This window comes from Sinomonas atrocyanea, assembly GCF_030811715.1.
Lineage (GTDB): Bacteria > Actinomycetota > Actinomycetes > Actinomycetales > Micrococcaceae > Sinomonas > Sinomonas atrocyanea_A.
This window is the reverse complement of record NZ_JAUSRH010000008.1, coordinates 54,316-72,109: the sequence shown is the minus strand read 5'-3', so window position 1 is coordinate 72,109 and position 17,794 is coordinate 54,316. Positions and strand designations below refer to the sequence as shown.

The window sequence follows — 17,794 nt, the reverse complement described above, 5'->3', positions numbered from 1 at the left end:
CCCGGACAGGCAGGAATCAGGACTCGAGGGTGGCCTTGAGCGTGATGGTGATCCCGGAGAGCGCCTGGCTCACGGGGCAGCCGACCTTGGCCTTCTCCGCGATCTGCTGGAACTGGTCCTCGGAGATGCCCGGGATCTTCGCGGTGACGGTGAGCTCGCTGCCCGTGACTCCCTTCCCGGGCTCGAAACCGACGGCGGAGGAGGTCTCGATGCGCTCGGCCTTGAACCCTGCGCCGTCGAGCTCGTTGCTGAAGGCCATGGAGTAGCAGGCCGAGTGGGCTGCCGCGAGGAGCTCCTCCGGGCTGGTCTTCCCGTTCGCGTCCTCGCTCCGGGCCTTCCACGTCACGTCGTACGTGCCGAGGCCCGAGGTGTCGAGGGTGGTCTGCCCCTTGCCCTCGAAGAGGTTGCCCTCCCAGACGGTGTGTGCGGTGCGGATCGTAGGCATGTGTGCTCCTTGCCATGGTCGGTGTGCCGCGGCGCAGCCGGTCGAGTGCGCCGTCCTCGCCCATCCTAGGCACAAGACGGCCCCGCCCCCGGATGTGACCGGGACGCGGGGCCGGCTGGGGCGGGGGCCGCCTACTGCCAGATCGTGGCGATGGCGATGTTGAGCAGGGCGAGGCCGCCGACGCCGTGGGCGAGTCCCGGGGCGACCTTCTCGCCGGCCTTGCGGCGGCGGTTGCCGACGAAGGCCAGGGCGCCGACGACCACGGCGATGACGAACTTCACCGTCAGCTTGATGTAGAGGTTCGTGTCGAGCGGCTGGACGCCGCTGTCGGCCTGCTTGGACAGGACCGTGATGAGGCCGACCAGGATGATGCCCGTCGCGAGCTGCGTCATCGCGCCGTCGAACTGCCGCGGTCCAACCGTGGGGTTCTTCATGTTGGCGATCCACGGGCCAACGATCATGGCTGCACCGACGACGTGCAGGAAGACGACAATGCTCAGGACGACAGTCATGAGCCGAGTCTAGTGGCGTGCTCGGCCCCGCCCCGACCTGCAGCGGCGGCGGCAGCGTCCCAAGTCGATAACAAAAGAGCGCGGCGGCCCCAACCCCGGGAAGGGTTGGGGCCGCCGCGCTCACCGGCGGTGCGTCAGAGGCCCAGGTCGGCCTCGAACGAGCCCTCCTCGAGCCGCGCGCGCAGCGTCTGGAGGAAGCGGCCCGCGTCCGCCCCGTCGACCAGGCGGTGGTCGTAGGTGAGCGAGAGGTACATCATCGACCGGATCGAGATCACGTCGTCGCCCTCGGCGTTCTGGGACACCCACGGACGCTTGACGATCGCTCCCGTGCCGAGGATGGCGACCTGCGGCTGGTTGATGATCGGCGTGTCGAACAGCGCACCCACGGAGCCGATGTTGGTGATGCTGAACGTGCCGCCCGAGAGCTCGTCCGGACCGATCTTGTTGTTGCGCGTGCGCGCGGCGACATCGGCGATCCGACCCGCGAGGCCCGCGAGGTTGAGGTCGCCGGCGTTGTTGATCACCGGGACGAGGAGGCCCTTGTCCGTGTCCACCGCGATCGCGAGGTGCTCCGCGTTGTGGTAGGTGATCTGCTGGGTCTCCTCGTTGTACTCCGCGTTGAGCTTGGGGTGCTGCTTGAGCGCCTCGGCAACAGCCTTCGCGATGAACGGGAGGAAGGTCAGCTTGACGCCGTTCTGGGCCTGGAACTGGGCCTTGGCACGGTCGCGGAGCTTCGCGATCTTCGTCATGTCGACCTCGTGCACCTGCGTGAGCTGGGTCGAGGTGTCGAGCGACTCGCGCATCCGGCGTGCGATGACCTGGCGGATCCGCGGAGCCTTCTCCGTGGTCCCGCGCAGGGACGAGACGGCGCCGTTCGCGGCGGCGCCCGTGGCTGCCGGAGCCGGTGCCGAGGCGGGGGCGGCGGCCGGCGCTGCAGCGGCCTTCTTGGCCTCGACCGCGGCGAGGACGTCCTGCTTGCGGATGCGGCCGCCCACGCCCGTGCCGGTCAGCGAGGTCACGTCGATCCCGTGCTGGTTCGCGAGCTTGCGCACGAGCGGGGTCACGTAGCCCGACTCGCCGCCCTGTGCCGGCGCAGCGGCCGCTGCGGGGGCGGGGGCTGCCGCGGGAGCCGGAGCTGCCGCGGGAGCCGGAGCTGCCGCGGGTGCCGGAGCTGCCGCGGGGGCGGGAGCTGCCGCGGGGGCGGGGGCTGCTGCGGGGGCGGGGGCCTCGGCTGCAGGAGCCTCGGGTGCCGGGGCTGCCGCGGGCTCGGGGGCGGCCGCCGGAGCAGGCGCGGCCTGGGCAGGGGCGCCGGAGCCGATGACCGCGAGCACCGCGCCGACCTCTGCGGTCTCGTCCTCGGAGACGCGGATCTCGAGCAGGGTGCCTGCGACGGGGGAGGGGACCTCGGTGTCGACCTTGTCGGTGGACACCTCGAGCAGCGGCTCGTCGACCTCGACGGTCTCGCCGACGGCCTTGAGCCAGCGGGTCACCGTGCCTTCGGTGACGCTCTCGCCGAGGGCGGGGAGCGTGACCTCGTGCCCCTCCGCCGCGGCACCGCCGGAGGCGCCCGCGGGCTCGGGGGCGGCGGCCGGCTCCGCCTGCGGTGCGGGGGCCTGCTCGGGCTCGGTCGCCGCGGCGGGGGCCTGCTCGGCCTCCTGGGCGGCCGGCGCGCCGGAGGCGTCCGGCGAGGACCCGCCGTCGCCGATCACCGCCAGCGGGGAGCCGACCTCGGCAGTCTCGTCCTCGGCGACGAGGATCTGCTCGAGGATGCCCGCGACCGGCGAAGGGATCTCGGTGTCGACCTTGTCGGTGGAGACCTCGACGAGGGGCTCGTCGATCTCGACGCGGTCGCCGACCTGCTTCAACCAGCGGGTGACGGTGCCTTCGGTGACGCTTTCACCGAGGGCTGGAAGGTTGACGGATTCAGACATGGGTCCCCGTGCTCCTTGATTCTTCTGCGTGCGAATGGTGTCGGGGTCGGCTCAGCCGTGCAGCGGCTTGCCGGCCAGGGCCAGGTGGGCCTCGCCGAGCGCCTCGTTCTGCGTCGGGTGGGCGTGGATGAACTGGGCCACATCCTCCGGGTAGGCCTCCCAGTTGACGATCAGCTGGGCCTCGCCGATCTGCTCGCCCATGCGGGCGCCGATCATATGGACGCCGACGATCGGGCCCTCCTTCTGGCGGACGACCTTGATGATGCCGGACGTGCCCAGGATCGAGCTCTTGCCGTTGCCCGCGAGGTTGTACTCCTGGGTCTGCACCTGGTCGTCGCCGAACTTCTCCTTGGCGGCCTTCTCCGTGTAGCCGACCGTGGCGATCTCGGGGTCGCAGTAGGTGACCTTCGGGATGTTCACGTCCTCGACGACGACCGGGTTGAGGCCGGCGATCTCCTCGGCGACGAAGATGCCCTGCTGGAAGCCGCGGTGGGCGAGCTGGACGCCCGGGACGATGTCGCCGACGGCGTAGACATTGCCGACGCCGGTGTGCAGCCGCTCGTTGGTGATGACGAAGCCGCGGTCGATGGTGATGCCCGCCTCTTCGAAGCCGAGGTTCGCCGTCGACGGCCCGCGGCCCACGGCGACGAGGAGCAGGTCCGCCTCGAAGGTCTTCCCGTCGACGAGCGTGACCTTGACGCCGTTCTCGTCCTGCTCGACGCCCTGGAAGAAGATCCCGGTGCTGAACTTGATGCCGCGCTTCTTGAAGGCGCGCTCAAGCTGCTTGACGATCGCGGCGTCCTCGTTCGGGACGAGCGAGGGCAGGCCCTCGACGATCGTGACGTCGACGCCGAAGGACTTCCAGACCGAGGCGAATTCGACGCCGATGACGCCGCCGCCGAGGACGATCACGCTGTTGGGCACGTAGTCGAGCTCGAGCGCCTGGTCGGAGGTGATGACCCGGCCGCCGATCTCGAGCCCGGGCAGGCTGCGGGAGTAGGAGCCCGTGGCGAGGATGATGTTCTTGCCCGTGTAGTCGGTGCCGCCCACGGTCACGGTGCTCGGACCGGTCAGGCGGCCCTCGCCCTCGATGACGGTGATGCCCTTGGACTTGATGAGGCCGGTGAGGCCCTTGAACTTGCCCGCGATGATGCCGCCCTTGTAGGCGTTCACGGCGTTCATGTCGATGCTGTCCAGCGTCACGTTCACGCCGTACTTGGCGGCGTCGCGGGCGTGGTCGGCGAGCTCGGCCGAGTGGAGGAGGGCCTTGGTCGGGATGCAGCCGTTGTGCAGGCACGTGCCGCCCAGCTTGCCCTTCTCGACGAGCCCGACCGAGAAGCCGAGCTCGGAGGCCCGGAGCGCCGCGGCGTAGCCGCCACTTCCGCCGCCGAGGATCAAGATGTCGAATTCGTGCGCAGTTGCCGCTTCGGCCACGTGGACGCTCCCTCGCCTTGTGGACGGCGTGTTCCGCCGTCGGATGTGACAGTTTGCCTGCGGCGGTCCGCGCAGGCCCGGTATCAGGGAAACCCTATATCCCCGACCGACTATGCTCCACCTTCGCGGAACGTTTGTCCCGGCCTTGTGTCAAGAGTCACGGGAACTCTAGCACTTTCGCTACATGGACTTTCAATTCCATAATGCGAAAACAGAGATGGCGGACGCCCGGAGCCGACGGCCGGCTCCGGGCGGCCGGACGGTCACGGGCGTGCGACCGACTCGAGGTAGCCGACGAGCGTGCGGACGGTGGACCCGGTGCCCTGCTTGGGGGTGTGCCCGTAGGCCGAACCGGTGTTGAAGGCCGGGCCCGCGATGTCGAGGTGTGCCCACGGCACGGTGCTGCCGTCCGGGCGCTTGCCCACGAACTCCTTCAGGAAGATGGCAGCGGTGAGCATCCCGCCGGGCCGCTCGCCGACGTTGGCGATGTCCGCCGTCGCGGAGTCCAGGCCCGCACGCAGCTCCTCCGGCAGGGGCATGGGCCAGGCAGCCTCGCCCGCCGCAGCCGCGGCGTCGAGCAGCGGGCGGGTCACGTCGTCGTCGCCCATCACCCCCGCGGTGCGCGTGCCGAGCGCCACGAGCGCCGCCCCGGTGAGCGTGGCCACGTCGATGACGGCGTCCGGGTTCTCCTCGCACGCCGCGACCAGGCCGTCCGCCATCACGAGCCGGCCCTCGGCGTCGGTGTTGAGCACCTCCACGGTGGTGCCGCCGCGGATCGTGATGACGTCGGAGGGCCGCTGCGCGCTGCCCGAGGGCATGTTCTCCGCCACGCACAGCCACGCCGTCACCTTCACGGGCAGGCCCAGGCGCGCCGCCGCGAGCGTCGCGTTCAGCACCGTGGCGGCCCCGGCCATGTCGCTCTTCATCTGGTCCATGTTGGCCGCAGGCTTGATCGAGATCCCGCCCGAGTCGAAGGTGATGCCCTTGCCCACGAGGTGGACCGCGCGCGCCCCGGACGGGCGGGACGGCGTGTACTCCACCTTGACCAGCCGCGGCGGCCGCGCAGACCCCTGGCCGACGGCCAGGATCCCGCCGAACCCGTCCTTCGCGAGCCGCTTCTCGTCGAAGACGGTGACCTTGACGGGAAGCCCCTTCGCGAGGTCCTTGGCCGCCTCGGCGAACGCCTCCGGGTAGAGCTGGCTCGGGGGCATGTTCACGAGCGTGCGGGTGGCGTTGACCGAGGCACCGAGCACGGCCGCGCGCGCGAGGGCGGCGTCCGCCTCGGCGGTTCCGGCGAGGGGGCTGTAGACGATCGCGGTGCGCACGTTGTCCTTGCTGCTGCCGGCAGGGGCGGACTTGTGCTCCGTGTACGAGTAGGCGCCGAGGGCGGCGCCCTCGGCGACCGCGGCGAGGTCGGCGGCAGTCGCTGCCGGCAGGGCCAGGACCACGGTCGCGTTCCCGGCCAGCTGGCGCACGGCCGAGCCGGCGGCCCGCCGCAGCTGCTCGGCGCTCGGGGCGGCGCCGGGCCCGAGCTTGCCCACACCGGCCAGGGCGAGCACATGCGCGCCGAGTTCGGGCAGCCCGGGCAGACGGTGGAGCTGGTCCGCGGCGCCCGTGACGCCGAGCGCGGCAAGCGTGGAGGACACCGCCTCGGCGTTGCGGGCGCTCAGGGGGTTCTCGAGGAGGATCGGCCCGTCCGGGCCCTGCGCGATCCCCACCACCAGGACGTCGCTGGGGGTCTTGCGCAGGTCCTTCGACACGGCCCGGAGGGCGACTTCGCTGTTGCTGAACACTTCTGGTGCCTCGATTCTGCACGGCTCACGCTGCCGCGTGTCTGCGCCGGCGGGTGTGGTGCGGTTGCTTCACGTGCTCCCGATCGTAGTAGGGCGGCTGGGGTCGGCGGCCCCGGCACGGCGCAGGGGAACCGGCGACGCTTCCGCCGGGGTGGAATGATGGAACGCCGCCGAGTGTTGGACGGATGAACGCCAAGGAAGGACTGCCACCGTGATCGACCCCGCGACCGGGCCCCTGCAGGATCCCGCCGGCCTGTACACCGCCGCCCTCGAGCTCAGCGGCGACGAGGGCATCCGCGGCCTGCCGCTCATCATGGGCTTCACCGGCTTCGCCGACGCCGGGCATGCCGTCCGGCAGATCATCGACGAGCTCATCAGCGTCCAGGGCGCCGGGGCGCTCGCCGCGTTCGACGTCGACCAGCTGCTCGACTACCGCTCCCGCCGCCCCCGCATCCGCTTCGTCGAGGACCACCTCGAGGACTACGACGCCCCGGCCCTCGCGCTCTACCGCCTGCAGGACGGCCTCGGGCGCCCCTACCTCCTCCTCGCCGGCCCCGAACCGGACCTGCAGTGGGAGCGGTTCGCGCGCGCCGTCGTCGGCCTCGTCGAGCGCCTCGAGGTGCGCCAGACCCTCTGGGTCCACGCCATCCCGATGCCCGTGCCGCACACCCGCCCACTCGGGGTCACGGTGCACGGCAACCGGCCGGAACTCGTCGAGGGCATCTCACGCTGGAAGCCCGTCGTCGAGTTCCCCGGCGCGGTCGGGCACCTCGTGGAGATCCGCCTCATCGAGGCGGGCCACGATGTCACCGGGTTCGTCGTCCACGTCCCGCACTACCTCGCCGAGGCCGAGTACCCCGCCGCTGCCGTCACGGGCCTCGAGCACCTCGGGGCGGCCGCCTCCCTCATGCTCCCGAGCGACCGGCTCCGCGAGGCGTCGCGCGAGGTCGAGCGGCAGGTGGCCGAGCAGGTCGCGGCCTCCGCGGAGATCCGCGAGCTGGTCGCGGGCCTCGAGGAGCGCTTCGACGACCACACGGCCGACGTCCCCCGCCGCTCCCTCCTCGCGGGACCGGCCGACGAGCTGCCGACCGCCGAGGACCTCGGCGCCGCAGTCGAGGCCTACCTCGCCGCCCACGGCGACGAGGACGCCGAGGGCGACAGCAATAGTGGGGGGACCGGCGCGGCGGACGACGGCGGGGCGCCGCCCGCCGCCGGCAGCTCGCCGCAGTCGGCGGATGACGTGCCGCGCGGGGAGGGGGAGGAACCCCCGCACTAGGATCATGGGGTGAACAGCTGGCGCGCCTACGTGGTCTGGGGAATCGGAGTCTTCGGCTACGGGGTGGCGGTGCTCCAGCGGACCTCGTTCGGGGTCGTCGGCCTTGAGGCCGCGGACCGGTTCCACGCCGGCGGTGCGGTGCTCTCGGCCTTCACCGTGCTCCAGCTCGTGGTGTACGCCTCGCTCCAGATCCCCGTCGGTCTGCTCGTGGACCGCTTCGGGAGCCGCATCATGGTCTCGGCCGGGGCGGTCTTCATGGCGCTGGGCCAGCTCCAGATCGCTGTCGCGGAGACGACGGTGACGGGGATCATCGGCCGCATGCTCGTCGGCATGGGCGATGCGATGACCTTCGTCTCCGTGCTCAGGCTCGTGCCGCTGTGGTTCGATGGGCGCCGCGCCCCGCTCATGAGCCAGCTCACGGGCGTGATCGGCCAGCTCGGCCAGCTCGTGAGCGTCATCCCCTTCCTCGCGCTCCTGCACGCCGCCGGCTGGTCCCGTGCGTTCATGACACTGGCGGGGCTGTCCGTCGTGGTGATCGTGCTCGTGCTCGCCCTCTTGCGCAATGCCCCGGCAGGGGCGGCCGCGGAGCACGCCCAGACGCCGGAGGGCACGCGCGCCCTGCTCGCCGCCGCGTGGCGCCAGCCGGGGACCCGGCTGGGGATGTGGAGCCACTTCACCGTCCAGTTCAGCGGAAACGTCTTCGCCCTCATGTGGGGCTTCCCCTTCATGGTCGCGGGCCAGGGGTTCGACTCCTCCGTCGCCGCCGGGCTCATGTCCTTCTTCGTCGCCGTCGCGATCCTCGCCGGCCCGCCCATGGGCCGGTTCGTCGCCCGGCACCCGCTGCGGAGGTCCACGCTCGTGCTCGGCATCTCCGCCCTGACGGCGGTGGTGTGGACCGCCGTGCTCGTGGTCCCGGGGCGCGCGCCGCTGTGGCTCATGGCCGTCCTCGTGGCGGTGCTGGCCCTCGGCGGGCCGGGGTCGATGATCGGATTCGACTTCGCCAGGACGTTCAATCCCTCGCACCGGCTCGGCACGGCGACCGGGATCGTGAACATCGGAGGCTTTGTCGCGGCGCTGCTGACGATGTTCCTCGTGGGCTACCTGCTCGACCTCCAGCACGCCCTCGGCCTCTCGCCCCACGGGGTGTACAGCCTCGACGCCTTCCGCGTCGCCCTCGCGGTCCAGCTTCTCGTGCTCGCTGGGGGTGCCACCGCCCTGATCCGGGTACGCCGGAAGGTGCGCCGGGACCTCGCTGCCCAGAACGTGCGCGTCCCGCTCCTGAGGGAGGTCTGGGCGGACTACAGGGCACGCAGGCGCCGCTGACTCCTCCTCCCCGGTGCGGCCGCGGGCACGTTGTCCACATACCGCAGGTGTGGGGTGCCGCCGGCGGGAGGCGCCCGAAGACACTGGCTGCATGGACGACACCCAGCACCCAATCGAGCAGCCCGCACCCCGCGATCGGGAAGGAAGCCCGGGCGTTCCTCGCGCGGCGGCCTCGGAGGACCCCATCACCATCCGCAGCGCCGAGGACATCCTCGCCTACGTCCCGCACGCGCTGGGCGAGTGGCCCGAGGAGAGCCTGGTCGCCGTGGGCCTCGCCGACGGCCGCCTCGGGCCGACCCTGCGCATCGACCTCCCGGCACGGCCGAAGGCGGTCCCGGTCCGGCCGGCCGCGCTGCGCCGCTTCTCGGACACGGTGGCGGACTACCTCACCCACGATGCCCCGGTCGGCGCCGTCCTCGCCCTCTACACGCGTTCGGCCTGGGCCGTCCCCCAGGCGCCGCCCCACCGTGACGTCCTCGATGCGGTCGCGGCGAGGCTCACGGAGGCAGGCGTGCCCGTGCTCGAGGCCTGGATCGTGGGGCCCGAGCACTGGCGCACGGTCAGCTGCCCCGATACCAGCTGCTGTCCGTGGCCCGGCGCAAGCGTCGAGGCGCTCAGGACCGGCAGGATCGGGGCCGAGATGGTGTACCGCGGCAGCTCCTACGGCCCCGCCGGCCTGCCCGAGGCGGCCTGCCCCCAACCCCCGCCGGCAGCCGTGGCGGCTGCCCTCGATGCCTATGTCGAGGACCCCGGCCGGTGGTGGGACCCCCTCGTGTTCACGGCAGCCCTCGCGGCCTGGGACGAGGTCCTGTCCGAACCACGCGTCGCGGCCCCGGCGCGCGTGCGGCTCCTCGCGGCCACGCTCATGCGGCCTGCCCTGAGGGACGCCGTCCTCGTCGCCTCCGCCACCGACGCGGGCACCGCCTGGCGCGGCACCGCCGCCACCCAGGGACTCCGGCCCGGCCCGGTGCAGGCAGCGCTGCCCGCCCTGCCTGGCGGCGTCCCGGCCGCCGAGGCCGCGGCGGCGCTGGACCTGTGGTCCGAGGGGCCGCGTGCGGGGGAGGGCGAGCCCGTCCCCTGTGCGGGCCGTGAAGGCAACGCGGGCACGCCTGGCATGCCTCCGGGCTCGTCCCGGGAGTTCGGGCTGATCCTCATGGGCAGCACCGGCGCTGCACCCGCCTGGGAACGGATCGCCCGGCTCGAGCGCATTGCCCTCGGCGTCGCACAGATGGAAGAGCCCGAGCTGCGTGCCCCCGCGCTCGCCGTCCTCGCCTGGGTGCAGTGGGCGAGGGGCCGCGGTGGCCGGTGCCTCGCCTTCCTCGAGCGGGCGCTGTCCACGGACCCGGGCTACCGCCTGGCGCTCCTGCTGCGCGGCCTCGTCGAGCAGGGGGAGCTCGCCGGCTGGGCCCGCAGCCGCGAGACCGCGTGGCACCGCGAGGCCGCCTAGACACCTGTGCTGCCGAGCGTGTGCCCCCGATCGCCGCCGGCCGATCACTGCCGGGGCGCGGACTGCCGGCCCCCGTCGGGCACCATGTGACCTTCGCCCGCGGACGTGTGACCTTCGGCCGTGTCGGCGAGGCAGCCTCTTCGTGAGAGAATGGACGCCAGACCCGGTTGGGTCCGAGCTCCGGAGCATTGTTTTCATCCCGCCGATGTGGGAACGAATCCAGTGGCGGAAGGGTTGTAATCACCAGACCCTTCGGATCGGAGCGGCAGCCTCGGCTGCTCTTCGGACTTGACAGGGTCATAGTGGTGTTGCCCTCCAGGCAATCACTGGCACTGCGGCAGGAAGGTAATCGTGACGCCCCCCACGGAGAATGAGACCGTCGAGACGGCCATCGCGGAGAACGGCTCGGCGAAGAGCGCCCCCGCGCGCCCGGCCAAGCGGTCTTCGGCCAAGGCCGCCGCGTCCAAGGCGAAGGCACCCGCCCGGAAGACTGCGGCCGCGCCCGCAGCCAAGGGCAAGGCCAGCGCGAAGGCCGCCGACGCCAAGGCCACCGAGGCCGTCGCCGAGGACGAGGCAGTCGAGGAAGACCTCGATTCCGCCGCTCCCGACGAAGGCGAGATCGTCGCCGAGAGCGAGGCCGCCGAGGCCGAGGAGAAGACGACCGGCACCGCCATCGTCATCTCCGACGCCGACGAGGACGACGCCCCGGTCCAGCAGGTCACGAGCGCCGGCGCCACCGCCGACCCCGTGAAGGACTACCTCAAGCAGATCGGCAAGGTGGCGCTCCTCAACGCCGAGCAGGAGGTCGATCTGGCCCTGCGCATCGAGGCCGGCCTCTTCGCCAAGCACAAGCTGGCGGAGCAGGGCACCGACTACGACGCCCAGTACCGCCACGACCTCGAGCGCATCGTGCACGACGGCGAGCGGGCCAAGAACCACCTGCTCGAGGCCAACCTCCGCCTTGTCGTGTCCCTCGCCAAGCGCTACACGGGCCGCGGCATGCTCTTCCTCGACCTGATCCAGGAAGGCAACCTGGGCCTCATCCGCGCCGTCGAGAAGTTCGACTACACCAAGGGCTTCAAGTTCTCGACCTACGCGACGTGGTGGATCCGCCAGGCCATCACCCGCGCCATGGCCGACCAGGCCCGCACCATCCGCATCCCGGTGCACATGGTCGAGGTCATCAACAAGCTCGCCCGCGTCCAGCGCCAGATGCTGCAGGACCTCGGTCGCGAGCCCACCCCCGAAGAGCTCGCGAAGGAGCTCGACATGACCCCTGAGAAGGTCGTCGAGGTCCAGAAGTACGGCCGCGAGCCCATCTCGCTCCACACCCCTCTGGGCGAGGACGGCGACTCGGAGTTCGGCGACCTCATCGAGGACTCGGAGGCCGTGGTGCCCGCGGACGCGGTGAGCTTCACGCTGCTCCAGGAGCAGCTGCACTCCGTGCTCGACACGCTCTCCGAGCGGGAGGCGGGCGTCGTCGCGATGCGCTTCGGCCTCACCGACGGCCAGCCCAAGACGCTCGATGAGATCGGGAAGGTCTACGGGGTCACCCGTGAGCGCATCCGGCAGATCGAGTCGAAGACGATGTCGAAGCTGCGGCACCCGTCCCGGTCGCAGGTGCTGCGCGACTACCTGGACTGAGGCGCGCTGCCCGACGTGGCGGCTCCGGGCGACCGGGGCCGCCACGGGCCGACGACGCACGAGGGCCCGGACACCGATCGGTGTCCGGGCCCTCTCTGCGCTTCGGCGTCCCGCCGCGGCGCGACGCTCAGTCTTCGGCCAGTGCGGCCTTGTCCGTCAGACGGTTGGTCTCGTCATGCCACACTGAGGCCAGCGGGCGCAGCGTGGGCTCCACGGCGCGCGCGTGGTGGGCGCAGAAGAGCAGCTCGCCGCCCGAGGTCTCCAGGACCACTCGCACATAGGCCTGGGCGCCGCAGCGGTCGCAGCGGTCGATGGCAGTCAGGGTGGGATCCGCAAGTGCTGCAGTCATCTCAGCCTCCTTAGCATTCACCGGGTGGTCTTACGCGGTCACTACATCTAACACCCCGGCTGCGCCGGATCATGCCAAGAATCCGCAACTTTCGCTCGGGGCGTATTGCGGTTCGGCAACGCCCGGGCCGCCGCGCGTACCTCTTCGGCCACGCCCGGAGCGTCTCGGCGGGGCTGCGGCGGCCGGACCGCTAATGTTGACTTGTGCCGTGCCTTTCGGCCCGGCACCACCGCATCACGGGCGCCGTCGGCACCAATCCCTGCGGCCCCACCGCCTTCCAGCACCACCGAAGGAGTCCCGCGCGCGTGACACCGAGTTCTGAATACACCGCCCGGCACCTGTCCGTCCTCGAGGGGCTCGAGGCCGTGCGCAAGCGCCCGGGCATGTACATCGGCTCCACCGACTCCCGCGGCCTCATGCACTGCCTCTGGGAGATCATCGACAACTCGGTCGACGAGGCCCTCGCAGGGTTCGGCCACGAGATCGCCGTCATCCTGCACGCGGACGGCTCCGTCGAGGTGCACGACGACGGCCGCGGCATCCCCGTGGACGTCGAGCCCAAGACGGGGCTGTCCGGCGTCGAGGTCGTCTTCACCAAGCTGCACGCCGGCGGCAAGTTCGGCGGCGGCTCCTACACGGCTTCCGGCGGCCTGCACGGCGTGGGCGCCTCGGTGGTGAACGCGCTCTCGTCCCGCCTCGACGTCCAGGTCGACCGCGGCGGCAAGACCTACCAGATGTCCTTCCGCCGCGGCGAGCCCGGGCGTTTCCGGGACAGCGGGAAGCCGGGCCCGGCGTCGCCGTTCGAGCCGTTCGTCGACGACTCGGTGCTCGACGTCGTGGGCAAGGCCAAGCGAGGCGTCACGGGCACGCGGATCCGCTACTGGGCGGACGCACAGATCTTCACGCCCGATGCCCGGTTCTCCTACGACGATCTGGCCAATCGCGCGCGGCAGACGTCCTTCCTCGTGCCGGGGCTGCGGATCACAGTGCGCGACGAGCGGCGGCTCGCGGGGACGCCCGGCGCCGACGGGCCGCACGAGGAGGTCTTCCACCATGACGGGGGAATCTCCGAGTTCGTCGACTACCTCGCGATCGACGCCCCGGTGACCGACGTGTGGCGGCTCCACGGGGCGGGCAGCTTCTCGGAGACCGTCCCCGTCCTCGACGAGCACGGCCACTCCCGGATTGCGGAGGTCGAGCGCTCGTGCGAGGTCGATGTGGCCCTGCGCTGGGGAGTCGGCTACGAGACGACGCTGCGGACGTTCGTCAACATCATCGCCACCCCGAAGGGCGGGACGCACCAGGCCGGATTCGAGGCAGCGCTCCTGAAGGTGCTGCGCAAGGCTGTGGAGGCGAACGCGCGCAAGCTCAAGGCCGGCAGCGACAAGCTCGAGAAGGACGATGTCCTCGCGGGCATGACCGCCGTCCTCACGGTGCGCCTCGCAGAGCCCCAGTTCGAAGGCCAGACGAAGGAGATCCTCGGCACCCCCGCGGTCCGCCAGATCGTCTCCAAGGTGGTCGAGAAGGAGCTCGGCGCCAAGCTGTCCTCGACGGCCCGGGGCGACAAGAACCAGAGCTCCGTGCTCCTGGAGAAGGTCGTCAACGAGATGAAGTCGCGCATCACCGCGCGCGTCCACAAGGAGACCCAGCGGCGCAAGACGGCGCTCGAGTCCTCGACCCTGCCCGCGAAGCTGATCGACTGCCGGACCGACGACACGGCCCGGTCCGAGCTCTTCATCGTCGAGGGCGACTCCGCGCTCGGCACGGCCAGGCATGCCCGGTCCTCTGAGTTCCAGGCACTGCTGCCCATCCGGGGCAAGATCCTCAACGTGCAGAAGGCCTCGGTGGGGGACATGCTCTCGAACGCCGAGTGCGCGGCCCTCATCCAGGTCATGGGCGCAGGCTCCGGCCGCAGCTTCGACATCTCGGCGGCCCGCTACGGCCGGGTGATCCTCATGACGGACGCCGACGTTGACGGCGCCCACATCCGCACCCTGCTGCTGACGCTGTTCTTCCGGTACATGCGTCCCATGGTCGAGGCCGGCCGCGTGTTCGCCGCCGTCCCGCCCCTGCACCGGGTCGAGGTCGTGAACCCGGGCTCGAAGGCCAACGAGATGGTGTACACCTACTCGGACGCGGAGCTGCACCGCGTCCTGGCCCGGCTCAACGCCGAGGGCCGCAAGTACAAGGAGCCGCCGCAGCGCTACAAGGGCCTCGGCGAGATGGACGCGGACCAGCTCGCGGAGACCACGATGGACCCCCGCCACCGCAGCCTGCGACGGGTCACCATCGAGAGCGCCCAGCGGGCCGAGGAGATCTTCGAGCTGCTCATGGGCTCGGACGTCGCCCCGCGCAAGGACTTCATCGTGGCCGGGAGCGCGCAGCTCGACCGCGAGCAGATCGACGCCTGAGCGGCGGCCTAGAACAGTCCGGGAACAATCAGCAGGACGGTCGGGACCGCGATCAGCAGCAGGCTGGCTGCGAGCACCAAGGCCGTGGCGCCCCGACCGAGGGGCGGCCGGGGGGTGAGCAGGCGGCTGAGGCGCCCGGCGATGTCCACGCCGTCCGTGTCGAAGGCGCCCGCCGCGGCCGAGGGCGCCGGCACCGAGCCGGGTGCGGCCCCGGCCCGGGCTCCGGGCGAGGGCTCGCCGCCGACGGCCACGAGGGCGATCGCCCGGACCAGGACGTCGTCGCGGGCGGTGCGCCGCGCGACGTCGTCCGCGAGCATCTCCACGAGCGAGTTGACGGCCTGCCGGGCGAGCCGGCTCGTGGGCAGCCACGGCAGCGCGGCGCGCCAGGCCTCGAAGGCCCACAGCAGGAGATGGTGGCGCTGGGTGAGGTGCGCCCTCTCGTGGCTCACGACGGCGTCGAGCTCCTCGGGCGCGAGGGTCTCCATGAGCCCGTCCGAGAGCACCGTGACGGAGCGCGACCCGCCGGGGAGGCAGTAGGCGACCGGCGCAGGGTGGCTGATGACCCAGGTGCGCTCGAGGGCGCCGGACGGGGAGCTCAGCAGCGCCAGGAGCTCACGGTGGCGGCGCCGCTGGCTCACGATCCGGGCGTAGGTGAGCAGGAGGGTGAACACGAGATGCACGCTCAGGAGCGCGGCGGCGCTCAGCGCGAACAGGTGCCAGAAGTGCAGCTCGTCGGGCGCCTCGTTGCCCAGCACGACGGTCAGGGCCCGGCGCACTGCGGCGACGAGGCTGTCGCCGAGGGGGGAGAGGCCGTAGACGAGCATCGCGCCGATCATCGACAGTCCGCCGGCGAGGGCGATCGCCTGCCACAGCATCATCGCGGCGAAGGGGGAGCGCGCGGGCCACTGGGCGCGCGAAAGCGCCACCGGCACGGGCCACGCGAGCAGCAGTGCCAGCAGCGCCAGGAGGTAAGCGGTCACGAGCACGCGCGCGCCCCGGCGGCGTGGATCAGCCGCTGGCCAGGAGCTTGCGCAGCGTGGCGGCCTCGGCCTCCGTCACCGACCCGATGAACCGCGCGAGCACGGCCTCGCGGTCGGTGGCGGTCCCGAGGGCCTCGTGCATGAGGCGGGCAGTGTGGTCCTCGCGGGTCGAGACCGCACGGTAGCGGTGGGGACGCGTCCCGCGCTCGCGCTCGACCAGGCCCTTCTTCTCCAGCCGGGACAGCACCGTCAGGACGGTGGTGACGGCAAGGTCCTTGCCCTGGCCCTCGCCTAGGGCCAGGCGGTCCCGCAGATCATTGGCGGTGGACGCCTCAGGGGCCGACCACAGCAGGTCCATCACCGAGCGTTCGAGCTCACCCAGGCTAGCCATCGTCTTCAAGTCCTCACATGCATCAGGCACGCCAACCCCTGGCGTGCTTCAACCATTCTACGCACGGTAGAACCCATCTGGTGAGATCCTGCACACGCGCGTTCGCTCACAGCAGGACGGCGGCATGCGGTCGCGATCGCCGCGCGCTCTGTTCTACACTTCGTAGAAGTCGAGTTTCTACAAACCGTAGAAATAGGGGACGAGCAACCGGGAGCATGCGTGGACGCCTTGGAAATAGCGCGCTGGCAGTTCGGAATCACCACGGTCTACCACTTCATGATGGTGCCGCTGACCATCGGGCTCGGCCTGGTCGTCGCCGTCCTGCAGACCGTCTGGTACCGCACCGGCAAGGATGAGTTCCTGCGGATGACGAAGTTCTGGGGCAAGCTGTTCCTGATCAACTTCATCATGGGCGTCGCCACCGGCATCGTCCAGGAGTTCCAGTTCGGCATGGCGTGGAGCGAGTACAGCCGGTTCGTCGGCGACGTGTTCGGGGCCCCGCTCGCGATGGAGGCGCTGCTGGCGTTCTTCGTCGAGTCCACCTTCCTCGGACTGTGGATCTTCGGCTGGAAGCAGCTCCGCCGCGGCCTGCACCTCGCGGCCCTCTGGTGCGCCGTCATCGGCTCGGCGGTCTCGGCCTACTTCATCATCGTGGCCAACAGCTGGATGCAGCACCCCGTCGGGGTCAAGGTGGTGGACGGCCACCCCGTCATGACGGACGCCTGGGCCGTCTTCACCAACAACACCGCCCTCGTCGCCGTGCCGCACACCCTCATGGGCGCCCTCGGGGTCGCCGGCGCGTTCCTCCTCGGCATCTCCTGGTACCACCTCTGGCAGCGGCGCCACGACGGCATAGACACCGTCGAGGTCGTGCAGGGGTCAGGACGCAGGCGCCGCGAGCGCGTCGTCGTCGGCGAGGCGCCGGGCGTCCCGGGGCGCGACCGCACGGACCACGCGGTATGGCTCAAGTCCCTGCGGATCGGCGCGGTGGTCGCGATGATCTCGTTCGCGGGCACCGCCGTCACCGGCGACCTCCAGGGCAAGCTCATGTTCGAGCAGCAGCCCATGAAGATGGCGGCGGCCGAGGCCGCCTGCCATGACGGCACCGGCTTCTCCGTCCTGTCCGTGGGCAACCTCGGCTCGCGGGACTGCAGCGACGTCGCCGCCGTGATCGAGGTGCCGGGGCTCCTCTCCTTCCTCGCCAAGGGCGACTTCACCACCGAGGTCAAGGGCGTCAACACCCTCATCCCGGAGTACGAGAAGGCCTACGGGACCAACCTGCCGGACAACCCCCTCTACGGCGACCGCGCCGGAGAGGCCATCCAGTACGTCCCCGTCATGGAGGTCACCTACTGGGGCTTCCGGGCCATGATCGGATTCGGTGCCCTCGCTGCCCTCGCCGCGCTCGCCGCGCTCATCGCCACCCGCAAGGGCACCGTGCCGCAGGCACGCTGGCTCATGCGCCTCGCCGTCGTCGGCATCCTCGCCCCGTTCGGCGCCAACGCCGCGGGCTGGATCTTCACCGAGATGGGGCGCCAGCCGTTCGTCGTCGCCCCCAACCCCTCGATGGCCGGGAGCGTCGACCAGGTGTTCATGTTCACCGCCGCGGCCGTCTCACCGGGGGTGAGTGCCGGCGAGATCCTCACCTCGCTCATCGTCCTGACCCTGCTCTACGCCGCGCTCATGGTCGTGGAGGTCCGGCTCCTGTGGACCTACACCCGCGGCGGGGTGGCCTCGGCCATGCCCGAGCTCGCCCACGCCGCCCAGCCGGAGCCGCCGGCGGACGACGACGGCGGGCCGGCCGGCGGCGGCACCAAGCCCGCGGACGACGTCCTGGCCTTCGCCTACTAGGAGCATC

Annotated in this window: 14 protein-coding genes; 6 read left to right on the top strand and 8 right to left on the bottom strand. The window is 71.3% G+C overall.

The window, feature by feature from the left end; all coding sequences use genetic code 11:
• Positions 1–16 precede the first annotated feature (16 nt).
• The 5 genes from J2W21_RS13220 to J2W21_RS13200 all read right to left on the bottom strand — a co-directional run bounded on the left by J2W21_RS13220 (position 17) and on the right by J2W21_RS13200 (position 6,115).
• A complete protein-coding gene (locus tag J2W21_RS13220; protein ID WP_307114971.1) occupies positions 17–445 on the bottom strand; it encodes an OsmC family protein in 429 nt (142 codons plus the stop codon).
• A 131-nt stretch (positions 446–576) separates the two neighbouring features.
• Positions 577–957: a hypothetical protein gene (locus J2W21_RS13215; RefSeq protein ID WP_307114970.1), complete on the bottom strand. Its 381-nt coding sequence runs from the start codon at positions 955–957 to the stop codon at positions 577–579.
• Positions 958–1,091: 134 nt separating this feature from the next.
• On the bottom strand, positions 1,092–2,888 hold the full coding sequence (gene sucB / locus J2W21_RS13210) for a 2-oxoglutarate dehydrogenase, E2 component, dihydrolipoamide succinyltransferase (protein ID WP_307114969.1): 1,797 nt from the start codon (positions 2,886–2,888) through the stop codon (positions 1,092–1,094).
• Between the two features lie 51 nt (positions 2,889–2,939).
• Positions 2,940–4,322 (bottom strand): dihydrolipoyl dehydrogenase, encoded by a 1,383-nt coding sequence (lpdA, locus tag J2W21_RS13205; protein ID WP_307114968.1) that lies wholly within the window; start codon positions 4,320–4,322, stop codon positions 2,940–2,942.
• A 263-nt stretch (positions 4,323–4,585) separates the two neighbouring features.
• Positions 4,586–6,115 (bottom strand): leucyl aminopeptidase, encoded by a 1,530-nt coding sequence (locus J2W21_RS13200; protein WP_307114967.1) that lies wholly within the window; start codon positions 6,113–6,115, stop codon positions 4,586–4,588.
• 211 nt (positions 6,116–6,326) lie between these two features.
• Here J2W21_RS13200 and J2W21_RS13195 point away from each other — a divergent pair, with 211 nt between their 5' ends.
• The 4 genes from J2W21_RS13195 to J2W21_RS13180 all read left to right on the top strand — a co-directional run bounded on the left by J2W21_RS13195 (position 6,327) and on the right by J2W21_RS13180 (position 11,805).
• Positions 6,327–7,391 (top strand): proteasome assembly chaperone family protein, encoded by a 1,065-nt coding sequence (locus J2W21_RS13195; protein WP_307114966.1) that lies wholly within the window; start codon positions 6,327–6,329, stop codon positions 7,389–7,391.
• Positions 7,392–7,400: 9 nt separating this feature from the next.
• Positions 7,401–8,714 (top strand): MFS transporter, encoded by a 1,314-nt coding sequence (locus J2W21_RS13190; RefSeq protein WP_307114965.1) that lies wholly within the window; start codon positions 7,401–7,403, stop codon positions 8,712–8,714.
• A gap of 91 nt (positions 8,715–8,805) precedes the next feature.
• Entirely contained in the window at positions 8,806–10,161 is a 1,356-nt protein-coding gene (locus J2W21_RS13185) for a DUF4192 family protein (protein ID WP_307114964.1), read from the top strand.
• A gap of 351 nt (positions 10,162–10,512) precedes the next feature.
• A complete protein-coding gene (locus tag J2W21_RS13180) occupies positions 10,513–11,805 on the top strand; it encodes an RNA polymerase sigma factor (RefSeq protein WP_307114963.1) in 1,293 nt (430 codons plus the stop codon).
• Between the two features lie 127 nt (positions 11,806–11,932).
• On the opposite strand, the gene J2W21_RS13175 is transcribed toward J2W21_RS13180, so the two are convergent.
• The gene (locus J2W21_RS13175) at positions 11,933–12,154 is read right to left on the bottom strand and encodes a DUF7455 domain-containing protein (RefSeq protein ID WP_307114962.1); all 222 of its coding nucleotides are present in this window, start codon (positions 12,152–12,154) and stop codon (positions 11,933–11,935) included.
• 305 nt (positions 12,155–12,459) lie between these two features.
• On the opposite strand from J2W21_RS13175, the gene J2W21_RS13170 reads away from it, so the two are divergent.
• The gene (locus tag J2W21_RS13170) at positions 12,460–14,565 is read left to right on the top strand and encodes a DNA gyrase/topoisomerase IV subunit B (RefSeq protein ID WP_307114961.1); all 2,106 of its coding nucleotides are present in this window, start codon (positions 12,460–12,462) and stop codon (positions 14,563–14,565) included.
• Positions 14,566–14,573: 8 nt separating this feature from the next.
• Here J2W21_RS13170 and J2W21_RS13165 read toward each other — a convergent pair whose 3' ends face one another.
• Together J2W21_RS13165 and J2W21_RS13160 are read right to left on the bottom strand one after the other, a co-directional pair.
• A complete protein-coding gene (locus tag J2W21_RS13165; protein ID WP_307114960.1) occupies positions 14,574–15,551 on the bottom strand; it encodes a M56 family metallopeptidase in 978 nt (325 codons plus the stop codon).
• 22 nt (positions 15,552–15,573) lie between these two features.
• The gene (locus tag J2W21_RS13160) at positions 15,574–15,936 is read right to left on the bottom strand and encodes a BlaI/MecI/CopY family transcriptional regulator (protein WP_307114959.1); all 363 of its coding nucleotides are present in this window, start codon (positions 15,934–15,936) and stop codon (positions 15,574–15,576) included.
• A gap of 219 nt (positions 15,937–16,155) precedes the next feature.
• On the opposite strand from J2W21_RS13160, the gene J2W21_RS13155 reads away from it, so the two are divergent.
• Positions 16,156–17,787, top strand: coding sequence for a cytochrome ubiquinol oxidase subunit I (locus J2W21_RS13155; protein WP_307114958.1), 1,632 nt, complete (start codon positions 16,156–16,158; stop codon positions 17,785–17,787).
• Positions 17,788–17,794: the final 7 nt, after the last annotated feature.

Bases quoted from the DNA above. Each gene is read 5' to 3' on its own strand.
- sucB (WP_307114969.1), bottom strand. From the start codon at position 2,888: ATGTCTGAATCCGTCAACCTTCCAGCCCTCGGTGAAAGCGTCACCGAA.
- J2W21_RS13185 (WP_307114964.1), top strand. From the start codon at position 8,806: ATGGACGACACCCAGCACCCAATCGAGCAGCCCGCACCCCGCGATCGG.
- J2W21_RS13175 (WP_307114962.1), bottom strand. From the start codon at position 12,154: ATGACTGCAGCACTTGCGGATCCCACCCTGACTGCCATCGACCGCTGC.
- J2W21_RS13215 (WP_307114970.1), bottom strand. From the start codon at position 957: ATGACTGTCGTCCTGAGCATTGTCGTCTTCCTGCACGTCGTCGGTGCA.
- J2W21_RS13220 (WP_307114971.1), bottom strand. From the start codon at position 445: ATGCCTACGATCCGCACCGCACACACCGTCTGGGAGGGCAACCTCTTC.
- J2W21_RS13160 (WP_307114959.1), bottom strand. From the start codon at position 15,936: ATGGCTAGCCTGGGTGAGCTCGAACGCTCGGTGATGGACCTGCTGTGG.